Source organism: Streptomyces sp. Edi2 (assembly GCF_040253635.1).
In the GTDB taxonomy this organism is placed as follows: domain Bacteria; phylum Actinomycetota; class Actinomycetes; order Streptomycetales; family Streptomycetaceae; genus Streptomyces.
Map to the genome: position 1 here is coordinate 3,089,047 of NZ_JBEJGX010000003.1, position 12,654 is coordinate 3,101,700.

Genomic DNA, 12,654 nt, shown 5'->3' on the forward strand with positions numbered 1-12,654 from the left:
GGTCTCCGTGATCTGTGTTCTGTGATCTGTGAGCCGTGATCTGTGGTCCGTGAGCCGTGATCTGTGGTCCGTGGTCCGTGAGCCGTGTTCCGTGATCTGCGAGCCGTGATCTGTGATCCGTGGTCGGCCCTCGTACACCGTAGGCGTGGGGGTGTTCGGGTGTTCGGGCCTTCGGGACGTCTGGCTCGGCTCGGGTCGGCCGGGGGCGGCTCGGATCGGGTCCGGTCGGGTCGGCTTCGCAGGTCGCTCGGGGCTTCAGTGGCGCGAGGCGGTGGCGCTGTGCCCGTCCCCGGTGAAGGGGCGAGCAAGTCGTCGGCCTGGCCGCTGGGGCCGGTGATCGATGCGCACGGCGCTCGGTTTCTTCTGTCAACTGCTGTCTGCCACCTGTCCCCTTGCCCTCTGCCGTCTCCCCCGCTGCCGTCTCCTCTCTGCCGTCTCCCCTCTGGCGTCTTCCGTCATCCAGGCGGTCACTGTGCGGCGGGGCCAAGGGCTCATCGGTCCATGCCGTAGGCCGTCCGCCCGGTGCCCGGCGCTCGGTGGGGTGGGTTGTGCGCCGGGTGGAGGGGGGCGCTGGAGGGGGTGGCGGGGGCGCGGAGGGCAGTACGGCGTGAGTGGGGGGTGGATGGAGCCCCCGGGTGCGCCTGCGCTACTGGGCGCAACGCCCAGGTGGCTACTTGACTTTGGTCATCGCGATTCAGTCCCGCTTGTTGGGTATTGACTGTTCCATCCCGTTCTCTCTGGATATGCCAACGTGAAGCGTTGGCGGCATGTGCTTGGAGGCGAACCATGGCCGCCCGACCACTCGTCGCGCGTCAGACCAACCAGCGACTGCGGTCCCTCATCCAGGAAGCCTCGCTGTCCAACTCCGCCCTGGCCCGCCAGGTGAACGTCCTGGGAGAGGCACAGGACCTGGATCTGCGGTACGACAAGACTTCCGTGAGCCGGTGGCTGGGCGGTCAGCGGCCCCGCGGCCGGGTTCCCGCCATCATCGCCGAGGCGCTGAGCGGCCGGCTGGGCCGTACGGTCTCGACGGAAGAGATCGGTATGGCCAACGGCAACAGCGTGACGTGCGGGGTCGGGCTCCACTTCGCGGCGACCGTGGAGGACGCGCTGGAGCAGGTCCGTGAACTATGGCATATGGACGCCGAATCGCGGGGGCTTTTGTCCCGTTCCGCCATGACCGCCTCGGCGTTGGTGGAACCCAGCAGGGACTGGCTGATCAGCTCCCCGGACCCGCAGGTGGCGCGCAGTTGGCGGCTGGGGCCGCGGGTGGGGATGACCGATGTGGAGCTGGTGCGGGCGACCACCCAGGCGCTGGCCGAACTCGACCACCGGGTCGGCAGCGGGTATGTGCGGCCGGTGGTGGTCTCGTGCCTCAGCAGCGTGCTGTCCGGGCTGATGGAAGGGAGTTACGGCGAGACGACGGGGCGGCAGTTGTTCGCCGCGGCGGCCCGGCTGACGGAGTTCGCCGGGTACACGGCGCTGGACACCGGGCAACCGGGCCTGGCGCAGCGGTATTACATCCAGGCGCTGCGGCTCGCGCAGGCCGCGGACGACCGTTGCTATGGCGGCTATGTGCTGGCGGCCGGTCTGAGTCATCTCGCGATCGGCGCCGGCTGCTCCAGGGAAGCGGTGCAGCTCGCGCGGGCCGCGCAGGAAGGCACCCGGGGGCGGGCCCCGCTGGCCGCCCAGGCCATGTTCTACGCGACCGAGGCCCGCGGCTACGCCATGCTCGGGGACGCGCGGATGTGCAAAATACTGGCGGACAAGGCCACGGACGCCATGGGGCATGTCGTTCCGGGGGAAAGCCCCGAGTGGATCGCACACTTCGATCGGGCCTATCTGGCGGATGAACTGGCCCACTGCTACCGGGATCTCAAGCAGCCGCGTCCGGCCGCGCGCCGGGCCGAGGAGGCGCTGGCCCGGCACCCGCGGACCCGGGTGCGCCGCCGGGCCATTGATCTGCTGCTGCTCGCCTCGGCATTAGTACAGGCCGGTGACGTCGAGGAGGCATGCCGGGCCGCCGTGCAGGCGGTGGCGTTGCTCAGCCGGCTGAAGTCGGCGCTCGGCGAGCGGTACCTGCAGGACTTCAGGGATGAGCTGCGGCCGTACGGTGACGCGCAGCCGGTGCGCGAATTGGACGCCCTGGTGCAGGAGAGCGGTGTACGGGTGCTCCGGTGACACGCGTCCGGTGGGGTGGAAGCGCCCGATGGAGGCGTCCGGTGGGATGGAGGCGTCCCGTGGCGGCGGAGGAGGGTGGAGGGGCGACAGGTCAGGCGGAGCCGACGGGGCACCCGTCGTACGGTGCCGACGGCCGGGCGGCTGTTCCGTCACGCGGGGAGGTGGTGCGGAGCCGGTGCCTGCCTGGCCGTCGGCGGTAGGGAGCCGTCCCGGAGGGGGCGGCGCAGCGGCGGTTGCCTACCGGTCGCCGGTCACCGGTAGCGATCCGGTCGGCCGGTCGGCCCGCCGCTTGGGGTGGGGTTGGGTGAGGCTCGGTGTACGGGCTGCGGCGGTGCGCGGGCTCCGGCAGTGCGTGGGCTTCCGTTCTTCGGAAGGGCGCGTCGCCGGGTGGGGGCCCGGGCGGCCGTCGGGGCCGGTTCCGGGGTGTGTGCGTTACGGCGCCATGCTGCTTCGTACGCCCGTTGTCAGCGGTATCGCGGCCCATACGGTGCAGCCGTTGTCGGCCTCGGTCCTGCGGCCCCAACGCGAGGAGAACTTGGCGACCAGTTCCAGGCCGCGGCCGTGCTCCTGGGCCTGGCCCGGGCGTCGCATACGCGGAACCGACGGGGTACCGCCGCGGTCGTGCACCTCGATGTGCAGCAGGCTTTCCGACCTCCATATCCGGCAGGTGATGTGTCTGCTGGCGGAATACTGAATGGCATTGGAGAAGAGTTCCGACAGGACGAGCAACACCGGATAGCGTGTGTCGTCGTCATGGATGCTTTGACCGTCGAGCCAGGCGCGGACCAGGCTCCGGCAGACCGGCACCGCCCGCTTCACCGCCGGCAGACGAAATACCACGCAGTGCACGGAACGCCAGCAGTCGGCGGGAATCAAGGCGCCCCTTTCCCGGGGCCAGTTCGCGATATGCCGGGCGGTCACCATAACTTCGGCCGCATGCGTTGTGGTGGGTAACATGACTACCCCTTTCGTACGTGCCTCATGGACCCCGATGCCGCTTTCGCCTCATGAAACACGGCCAGCGCCATCGCCTCGATCTGCCCTGGCGGCGGCCTTCGCAGTGCGCCGCGTCGCCTCCGGTGCGTACCGGGCCGCTTTCTGACCTCGCTCTTTCCTGATAATTCAAGCATTCGGAAGTCCACCCGGGAAGGCGCGCGGCGCGGCATCGGGAGCGGGGCGGGGATATGGCGACGCGAAATAATATCACCATAAAAAAACGGTTGCGCATTACCGGTAATGGAATTTCCGGTAATGCGCCGAGGGGTGCCGGAGTCCGGGCGCCAAGAATCTACCAGAAATCACGGCGGTTCGGAATTGCGGCATCCGTTTGCGTGAAATGAGGAAAGCGGGGAGAGAGGTGAGGTGGGGAGGGAGGTGAGTGATTTCGGGGTTACGTGGTTGCGCGGCTTCGTGGCTTGTCAGCTTCGTGGCTTGTCGGCTTCGTGGCTTGTTGGCTTCGTGGCTTCGTGGGTTTTCTTGTACGGCCCGGGGTGTGGGTGGAGACAGGAGCGGACGCCCCGGCCCCAGCCCCGGACGCCCCGGCCCCGGCCGGCCCCAGCCCCCAGCCCCCGGCCGCCCACACACCGACGCCCGGCAGGCCGTCATGCGGCCCGCCGGGCGTCGGCGGTCTCCGATGGCCCACGGGGCCCGGGCTAGTTCGCCGTCAGTTCCAGGCCCAGATGCCCGGCGATACCGGCGGCGAGGGCGGCGAGGGTCGGGTGTTCCCAGACGAAGTTTCTCGGCAGGGAGAGGCCGAAGGAGCGGTCGATGCGTACGCGCAGCTCCATGGCCAGGAGGGAGTCGAATCCCAGCGATTTCAGCGGGGTCTGCGGGTCGAGGGAACTCTCCCCCAGCCGCAGCACGTCCCGGACGTGGCCCGCCAGATGCTCCTCCAGCGCGGCTCTCCTGGCCAGGCCGGGAGGCAGGGCGGCAAGCCGGGTCCGCATGTCCTCGGTCTCCTCGGGCGGCGGGGTCAGGCCCGCCGGTTCCTGGCCTGACACCCCGCTGAAGAACGGGAGATGGCGGCCGGCGGGCGGAACCCAGGTGTCCGGCGGGCCGGGGATCACCCCGGTCTGCACCCAGCGGCGGGCCAGCAGCGTCTGCAGGGCCGCCAGGCCGTGGTCCGTGGGAATGGTGCGGTAGCCGCGGCGGCTGAAGTCGGTGGCGACACCGATCTCGCCCCACGGGCCCCAGTTGACCGCCACGGTGGGCAGCCCCTGTGCGGAGCGCCAGGCCGCGAACCCGTCGAGCCAGGAGTTGGCCGCCGCGTAGGAGCCCTGGCCGGGGTTGCCCAGCAGGGAGGCCATCGAGGAGAACGCCGCGAACCAGTCCAACGGGTGGTCCCGGGTCGCGTGGTGGAGATGCCAGGCGCCGACGACCTTCGGCATCCAGACCCGTTCCAGCTGGTCGTCGGCCACGTTGGTGATCACCGCGTCGTCCAGCACCATGGCGCAGTGCACCACCCCGCGCAGCCGGAACCCCTCGGTCACGGCCGTGGCGACCAGCCGCCGGGCGACATCCGGATCGGCGATGTCGCCCAGGACCACCGATACCTTGGCGGTCCTGCCGATCGCCGTGGCGAGCGTCTGCGCGACCTCGGGCTCGGGGGCGCTGCGGCCGTTGAGCACCACATGCCCGGCGCCGTGCGCGGCCAGCCATTTCGCCGTGGCCAGGCCCAGGCCGCGCAGTCCGCCGGTGACGATGTAGGCGCCGCCCTCCTCCACGGGCAGGTCCCGTTCGGGCAGCACCGCGGGGGCGTCGCCCTCGCCGGGCACGGTCAGCACCAGCTTGCCGATGTGGTCGGCGGCCGCCATGGTGCGGAAGGCCGTGGTGGCCTCCGCGAGCGGATACTCCGTGCAGTGCAGGGGCTTGAGCCGCCCCTCCTCGAACGCGCCGAGCACGTCCTTCCACACCGTGGCGAAGGTGTCGGGGCGGTTGCGGTGCAGCTCGATCAGGTCGACGGTGCTCAGGGTGACGTTGTGCCGCAGCGGCAGCATGCCGAGCGGCGCGTCCGCCATGATGTCGCGCACCCCCAGCTCCACGAACCGGCCGAAGGGGCGCAGCGTCTCCAGGCCGGTGCGGATGGCCGCTCCGGACAGTGAGTTGAGGACGACGTCGACGCCTTCCCCGCCCGTCGCCTCGCGGGTGCGTTCGCCGAACTCCAGCGTGCGGGAGTCCATGACATGGCGGATGCCCATGCTCCGCAGATAGCGGCGCTTGTCCTCGCTGCCGGCCGTGGCCAGCACCTCCGCGCCCAGCAGCCGGGCCACCGCGATCGCCGCGAGGCCGGTGCCGCCGGTGGCGGAGTGGATCAGCACCCGCTCCCCGGCGGCCAGCCGGCCGACGTTGCGCAGCGCGTACCAGGCGGTCAGGAAGGCGATCGGCAGCCCGGCCGCGGCCACCGGTTCGATGCCGAACGGGATGGGGGCGACCGCGTCGGCGGGAAGGGTGAGGAAGGAGCCGAAGGCACCGCCGCGCAGATCGACGGCGATCACCTCGTCCCCGACCTGGGGGCGCTCCACCCCGGCGCCGACCGCGCTCACCACACCGGAGCATTCGAATCCGATCCGGTAGCGGACGTCCAGGTCGCCGGGGAGCAGGCCCATGGCCGTGAGCACATCCCGGAAGTTCAGGCCGGCGGCGGTGACCCGCACCTCGACCTCGCCGGGCGCCGGTGCGCGGCGGCCGGTGGCGGCGTACTCCAGACTCGACAGATCGCCCAGCCGGCCCGCACGCAGCCGGAAGCCGTCCTCGCCGTACCGCACCGTGCACGGGGTGGCGGCCTGGTCCTGCCCGCCGGTCGGCGCGGCGTGTTCCAGGCGGGCGACGTGCCGGCGGCCCGCACGCAGCGCGACCTCGTCGTCGTCCGCGTCCGCCAGCAGCTCCAGGGCCACGTCCTCGGGATCGGCGTCGTACGGGTCGGCGTCCACCAGCACCGGCCGGATCTCGGGGTGTTCCAACGCGCCGACCCGCAGCAGTCCGCGCAGCGCGCTCTGCCCGAGGTCGACCTCGTCGTCGGGCAGTACGCTGCGGGCGCCCCGCGTGACGACGTACAGGCGCGGTGCCGAGGAGGTGGCGGTGATCGCCTGCAGGGCGCCGAGCAGCCGGCGGGTGCGCCACAGGGACTGCACGGTCGGCTCCCCGCCCTCGGCGCGTCCGCACACCAGCACCACCCCGCGCGGGGTTTCGAGGGTGGCGGACAGGCGGCCGGTGAGGGCGTCGCGGAACGCGGCGAGCGAGGTGTCGTCCAGCGGACGGTCCCAGACCACCGTGCGGGCGCAGCGGGAGCGCAGCGCGGCGGCCAGCGCCTGGGCCGAGCCGTCCGCCTCGCCCACGACGACCCAGCTCCCCGGGGCGTGACCGCCGTCCGGCGCCGCCCGGGGCGCCGACCGCCAGCCGATGCCGAGCAGCCAGTCGTCGACCGCCGGGGTCTCGCGGACGGCCCGCCGGGCGAAGCGCAGGCCGTTGACGACGAGGACCACGGCGCCGCTGTCGTCCAGGAGCCGGACGTTGGCCACGATGGCCTGGGCGGTGATCTCGCTGACGTGGGCGTGGCAGTACAGGGCGGTCGTGGGATCGCCGAGGATGCGTACCGCCTGCATGCTCACCGGCAGGACCAGTGACGGGTCGTCCTCGTTGATCAGGGGCGCCACGGCGAGCTGGGCGCAGACGTCGAGGAGGACGGGGTGGACCGGCAGGCCGGGGGCGGTGGCGGCGGCCTCGGGCGGCACCCCGACCCTGGCCCAGAAACTGTCGTTGTGGCGGCCGGTGTGCAGTTCGAGGATCCCGGTGAACGCCGGGCCGTGCTCCAGGCCGCGCCGCCGCAGGCTCTCGTAGAGGGCGGCCGGTTCCAGGGGCACCGGGTGGCGCAGGCTCATCGCGTCGACGGATCTGGGCCGCAGCTCGGGCCGTACGGTCAGCCGGTGCAGCACCGCGTCGGCCTGCACCTCCCAGTCGCCGTTCTCGTTCCGGGCGAGGATCTCGCAGTGGGCCCGGTCAGGGGCGGTCAGGGTGACGGCGGTGGAGACCTCGGTGGCCTCGCCCAGCCGCAGCAACTCGGTGAAGTGGACGTCGGTGACCTCCACTTCGTGCGGTGCCGCGCCGAAGACCTCGCAGGCGGCCGCGAGCGCCAGCCCGCAGTGCGCCGCCCCGGGGAGGACCGCGTTGCCGTGCACCCGGTGGTCCCCGAGCCAGGGCAGCGCCCCGGTGCCGGCGTCGGCGCGCCAGCAGTGCCGTACGGGGTCGCCGGGGAATTCGGTGTGGTGGCCGGGCAGTTGAGCCCCGGGGGCTTCGGCGGCCTCCGGGGGCGGGGCGGTGGAGACAGCGGTGTCTGCCCAGTGGTGGCGGCGGTCGAAGGTGACGGTGGGGGCGTCGACGAGGCTGCCGTCGTCGTAGAGGCGCCGCCAGTCCACCGGCACCGCGGCGCAGTGCAGCGCGGCGAGCTGGGTGCGGAAGGTGGCCTGCTCGTCCTCCTCGCGGCGCAGGGTGGGCAGCACGACGGGGTCGGTGACGAGACCGGCCAGGCTGCGCTCGATGGAGTGGGTGACCACGGGGTGCGGCGAGATCTCGGTGTAGACCAGGTGCCGGTCGGCCGCCGCGGCCGCCACCGCCTCGGCGAAGCGCACCGGGCGGCGCAGGTTGTCGCACCAGTAGTCCGCGTCGAAGGCCGGCGTGCGGCCGGCGTCGACGACCGTGGAGTAGAACGGCACCTTGGGCGACCGGGGGTCGAGATCCGCCAGGGCCGACCGCAGGGCCGGCAGCACCGGGTCCACCAGCGGGCAGTGCGAGGCGACGTCCACGGCGATCGGGAACACCGGGATCTTGCGGGCCTCCCAGGCGGCGGCCAGCCGGCTCACCTCCGTGGTCCTTCCGGCCACGACGGTGGAGTCGGGCGCGGACAGGACGGCGACCGACACGGTGCCGGCCGCGCTGTCGGCGAGTTCGGCCCGTACCGTGTCGGCGTCCAGGCCGACGCTCAGCATGCTGCCGGAGCCCGCGATGTCGCTCAGCAGCCCGGAGCGCCGGCAGATCACCCGGACCCCGTCGGCCAGGGTCAGCGCCCCGGCCACCACCGCCGCCGCGACCTCGCCCATGGAGTGCCCGATCACCGCGGCGGGTTCGACGCCGTACGAGCGCCAGGTCGCGGCGAGGGCGACCTGCAGGGCGAACAGGACCGGCTGCACCGTGCCGCAGCCGTGGACGGGCCGGCCGCCTTGCACCACCTCGAGGACGGCGACCTCGCTCTGCGCCCTGATGAGCTCGTCGACCTCGGTCAGCGCGTCGAGGAAGGCCGGTTCGGTCTTCAGCAGCCGGCGGCCCATGCCGGGCCACTGGGAGCCCTGGCCGGAGAACACCCACACCGGCTGCCGCGCCACGGCGGCGCCCACGGCACCGGTCACGACCGCCGGGTGCCGCTGCCCGGCCGCGAAGGACCGCAGGGCCGTGAGGAGTTCCCGGCGCCCGGAGGCCACCACGCCCAGCCGGCCGTGGCCCGCGCAGCGCCGCAGGGCCAGGGTGTGCGCGAGGTCGCGCAGCGGGACGTTCGCGCCGTCGCCCTCCATCCAGTCCGCGAGCCGGGTGGCCGCGGCCGGCAGGACGTCGGGAGAGCCGGCCGGCACCAGGAAGACGTCGGAGGCACCCTTCGACGGCCGCCCGGAGTCCTGCTGCCGGGCGGAAGAACGTTCCGGCGCCTGTTCCAGCAGGACGTGGGCGTTGGTGCCCGAGAAGCCGAAGGAGGACACGGCGGCCAGCCGGGTGGGCGTCCGCAGGGGCCAGGCGGACAGCTCGGTAGGAACGAAGAAGCGGGTGCCCGCCGCGGAGATGGCCGGGTTCCAGCGCTGGAAGTGCAGGTTCGCGGGGATGGTGCCGCGTTGCAGGCACAGCACGCTTTTGATCAGTCCGGTGATGCCGGCGGCCGGTTCCAGATGCCCCACGTTGGTCTTCACCGACGTCAGGGCGCAGCGGCCGGGCCCGTTGCCGTAGACCTCGGCGAGGCTGGCGAACTCGATCGGGTCGCCCACCGGGGTGCCCGTGCCGTGCGCCTCCACCATGCCCACGTCCCGCGGGTCGACGCCGGCCTGTCGCAGGGCCTCCTGGTAGAGGGCCGTCTGGGCGGTCACCGACGGGGCGGCCAGCCCTTCGGAGGAACCGTCCTGGTTGGTGGCCGAGCCGCGCAGCACCGCCAGGACCCGGTCACCGTCCCGTACGGCGTCGGAGAGACGTTTCAGCACCACGACACCGCAGCCCTCGCCCCGTACGAACCCGTCGGCGCCGGCGTCGAACGTCCGGCAGCGCCCGCCCTCCGACAGCATGCCCATCCTGGCGAAGGACCGGGTGATGCGCGGCTGGAAGCTCAGGGTGACGCCGCCGGCGAGCGCCAGGTCGCACTCACCGGCCATCAGCGCCCGGCGTGCCATGTGCACGGCCACCAGCGAGGAGGAACAGGCGGTGTCCAGTGCCACGCACGGCCCCTGCAGACCGAGCAGATAGGAGATCCGGCCGGCCGCCACGCAGTGGCCGTTGGTCAGGATCGACCCCTCCAGTTCCTGGGGCTGTCCCGCCAGCCGGTCCATGTAGTCGCTGTAGCTGATGCCGGCGAAGACGGCCGTGGGTGTGCCGTTCATCCGGTCCGGTGGCAGGCCGGCGTGTTCCAGGGCCTCCCAGGTGACTTCCAGCAGCAGGCGGTGCTGGGGGTCCAGGACGTCGGCCTCCCGGCCCGCGACGCCGAAGAAGGCGGCGTCGAAGCCCGTCACCTCGCGCAGGTAGCCGCCCTGGCGGGGCGCCGGTGCCTTGCTCCCCGGGCCCGGGGAGTCCTCCGGGACGAGGCGCCGGCGCTCGGCGGGCAGTTCGCCCACCGCGTCCCGCTCCTCGACCAGCAGCCGCCACAGGGCGGCGGGCGAGTCGGTGTCGCCGGGGAGCCGGCAGCCCATGCCGATCACGGCGATCCGGTCTGTCTCGTGGGTGGGGCGCGTCTCGGCGCCCGGGCCGTGCATGTCGTTGCTCATCGGGTCTCCGTACGTGGGAGGTGATCTGCCCGTGGTCACACGGCTTCCGGACTGCCGAGGAGAATGGCGTTCTTCACGCCGCCGACCTGGTAGTTGAAGCTCAGCGCGTAGTCGAAGTCGAGCGGCCGCGGCCGCACTCCGGGGACCGGGTCGAAGGGCAGTCCGTCGGCCGGCTGCTCGCAGTTGGCGGTGGGGCAGACCTGCCCTCGCTCCATCATCATCAGCGTCATGGCGACGCCCAGGCAGCCGGCCGGTGCGCCGTTGTGGCCGAAGCAGCCTTCCTGGGACGTCATCAGGACGTCGTTGTCGGCTCCGTACAGCTCCTTGATGGCGTTCGCCTCGAAGGCGGTGACGACGACGTTGCCGTCGCTGCCGCCGTGGACGTACGGCACATCGCGCAGCTGCCACCGGTCGCCGAGGCAGCGGCGGACGGCGGTGACGAGTTCCGCGCCGGTCTCGTCGCACGCCAGGGGGTTGGCCAGCCCGTCGCGGGTCATGGCGGTGGCCAGCACCTGGCCGTAGATGTGTGCCCCGCGCCGTTCGGCGTGTTCCCGGCTCTCCATGATCACGGTGGCTGCGCCCTCGCCGTGGTTGATGCAGTCCGCCCGGCGGTCGTAGGGCCGCATGAGGGAGGTGAAGGACGGCAGCAGCTCCGGCATGTCGGTCGTGCGGAGGGCGTCGTAGGTCTGCTGGGCCCCGCTCAGCAGCCGCTGGATGTTCTGGATGAGGTGGACGTTGAAGACGTCGACCCCGGTCACCACCGCGACATCGACCTCGCCCTGGGCGATCATCCGCCGGGCGTTGCCGATCTGCACAGCGGACGAGGCGCAGCCGCACGAGACGGTGTAGCAGGGGCCGTTGGACTGCGTCAGCGCCGCTTGCACGAGGGCGACATCGGAGGGGGTCACGGCTTGCTGGGCCGCGACGAACAATTCCATGGCGTCCGGTGCGGAGGTCTTTCCGGGGTCGGCACTCAGCACCGAAAGGTAGCTTTCGACATTGGAGTCCACGCCTCCGCGGCCGACCAGAATGGCGGCCTCACTCAGCGCGCCGCCGCAGAAAGCCAGACCGGCATCGGTGGTGGCTTCCGCCATCGACACCAGCCCGAACCGGTGCGCCGGGGTGTAATGCTGGGAGAAGAACGGCGGAACGTCCGGGAGGCGTTCGTCGAACATCGCCTGGGTGAGCTCGACCGAGCCGTAATACACCTCGTCACGCTTGAGGCAGGACCGGCCGTTGGAGACGACGTCCCACATGTCGTCGGCGGTGAAAACCGGCTCCGTACGGCCGGGCAGACAGAACCCGACGCCGGTCACCACGACATTCCGTCCGTCACCTGAGCTTGCGTCTTTACCGGATTCTCGGTTCATGACAGGGCTCCGTCTCTCACGAGGTTCAACATGGTCGTTCTCCTCTGCACATCGCTTGCTTCCCGTGGACGCACAGCGCCTATTCGGCGATTCTTGTGCGGTAACACCAGCGGTACACGGGGACCGGCTCTCCGCCCAAGTCCGCGTATTCGCCGTAGAATTCGAAGCGCTCGTACCCGTTGCCGCGCAGGATCCTTATCGGATCGCCCGCATTGTCGCGCGCGTGCTGCGGCAGGCCATTTCCCTCGGGCCCGTCGACCAGGATCACCATTCTTCTTTGCGCCATGCTGTCCTCCGGTGTGCTGTCGGAGTGGGTGTGTGGGGGCAGGCTTCGGATGGGCGGTCGGGGGAGCCGGATACGGCTCACTGCGGGGCGGCGGCCGGGGCGTCCGGGGCCGGGCGGCTGCGGGAAGGGGGCCGGGGTGCCCCGGGGCACGGCCGAGGGGCGGCCGGCCGGTCTCAGAGGGCCGGCTGCACCTGGGGGAGGAAGCCGGAAAGGGGGGCGCCGACCGGGCCGGCGGCGGGGTGCGGGGCGCCGCACCGGACCATCGCGTCCACGGGGACGGCCGGACGGGCGCTGGTGCGGAGGTCTCCCACAGGGCCGGCGGCGCAGCCGGTGACGCCGCTCGCGGCCGTCGGTACGGCGCTGCTCGCGGGCGTCGGTACGGTGCTGCTCGCGGGCGTCGGTACGGTGCCGTTTCCGGTGGTGGGGAGGGTGCCGCAGGCCGGGGAACTCCCCTTGCGCACGAGGAGGCCGAGGGACCTCGCACGGTCATGAGGGGCGGGGGCGGCGTGCTTGCCGCCGGGAGCGGGGGTCGTGCGGGTCGTGCCGGACCGGGCAGGTACCGGTGCTGTCACGGTGAGGCCCGGGGTCATGGCGCGTAGGCCGTTGACCCAGCGAAGGAAAAAAATGGTTCGCATGAAGCCCCCTGACCGAATGTGGGGGGCCGATCAGCCGGTGCCGACGTATCGGCACCGGCTGACGGATCCAAAACCCTCTACCGGGGACGCCCATACGGCATCTCGGTCTGACCGCAACCAGGCGCTGGGCCGGGCCAACGGATAGGCCAGGTGCCGCTCCCCGGAGAGGATGGGCGGCC

At 72.0% G+C, this 12,654-nt stretch carries 6 protein-coding genes; 1 reads left to right on the top strand and 5 read right to left on the bottom strand.

Features of this window, described 5'->3' with window-relative positions; genetic code table 11:
• Nucleotides 1-786: 786 nt before the first annotated feature.
• Entirely contained in the window at nt 787-2,181 is a 1,395-nt protein-coding gene (locus tag ABR737_RS16990) for an NsdA family TPR-like regulatory protein (RefSeq protein ID WP_350251011.1), read from the top strand.
• Nucleotides 2,182-2,613: 432 nt separating this feature from the next.
• On the opposite strand, the gene ABR737_RS16995 is transcribed toward ABR737_RS16990, so the two are convergent.
• The 5 genes from ABR737_RS16995 to ABR737_RS17015 form a co-directional block, all read right to left on the bottom strand.
• Nucleotides 2,614-3,138, bottom strand: a complete 525-nt coding sequence (locus ABR737_RS16995; protein ID WP_350251012.1) for an ATP-binding protein — start codon at nt 3,136-3,138, stop codon at nt 2,614-2,616.
• A gap of 695 nt (nt 3,139-3,833) precedes the next feature.
• Nucleotides 3,834-10,184 carry an SDR family NAD(P)-dependent oxidoreductase gene (locus tag ABR737_RS17000; protein WP_350251013.1) on the bottom strand — a complete coding sequence of 2,117 codons (6,351 nt, stop codon included), beginning with the start codon at nt 10,182-10,184 and terminating at the stop codon, nt 3,834-3,836.
• A 35-nt stretch (nt 10,185-10,219) separates the two neighbouring features.
• Nucleotides 10,220-11,554, bottom strand: coding sequence for a beta-ketoacyl synthase N-terminal-like domain-containing protein (locus ABR737_RS17005; RefSeq protein WP_350251014.1), 1,335 nt, complete (start codon nt 11,552-11,554; stop codon nt 10,220-10,222).
• A gap of 79 nt (nt 11,555-11,633) precedes the next feature.
• Nucleotides 11,634-11,840: a DUF5988 family protein gene (locus ABR737_RS17010; RefSeq protein ID WP_328687669.1), complete on the bottom strand. Its 207-nt coding sequence runs from the start codon at nt 11,838-11,840 to the stop codon at nt 11,634-11,636.
• A gap of 173 nt (nt 11,841-12,013) precedes the next feature.
• Entirely contained in the window at nt 12,014-12,475 is a 462-nt protein-coding gene (locus tag ABR737_RS17015; protein ID WP_350251015.1) for a hypothetical protein, read from the bottom strand.
• Nucleotides 12,476-12,654 lie beyond the last annotated feature (179 nt).

What these genes read in the sequence shown, in the direction of transcription:
- ABR737_RS16990 (WP_350251011.1), top strand. Translation starts at nt 787, where the DNA reads ATGGCCGCCCGACCACTCGTCGCGCGTCAGACCAACCAGCGACTGCGG.
- ABR737_RS16995 (WP_350251012.1), bottom strand. Translation starts at nt 3,138, where the DNA reads ATGTTACCCACCACAACGCATGCGGCCGAAGTTATGGTGACCGCCCGG.
- ABR737_RS17000 (WP_350251013.1), bottom strand. Translation starts at nt 10,184, where the DNA reads ATGAGCAACGACATGCACGGCCCGGGCGCCGAGACGCGCCCCACCCAC.
- ABR737_RS17005 (WP_350251014.1), bottom strand. Translation starts at nt 11,554, where the DNA reads ATGAACCGAGAATCCGGTAAAGACGCAAGCTCAGGTGACGGACGGAAT.
- ABR737_RS17010 (WP_328687669.1), bottom strand. Translation starts at nt 11,840, where the DNA reads ATGGCGCAAAGAAGAATGGTGATCCTGGTCGACGGGCCCGAGGGAAAT.
- ABR737_RS17015 (WP_350251015.1), bottom strand. Translation starts at nt 12,475, where the DNA reads ATGCGAACCATTTTTTTCCTTCGCTGGGTCAACGGCCTACGCGCCATG.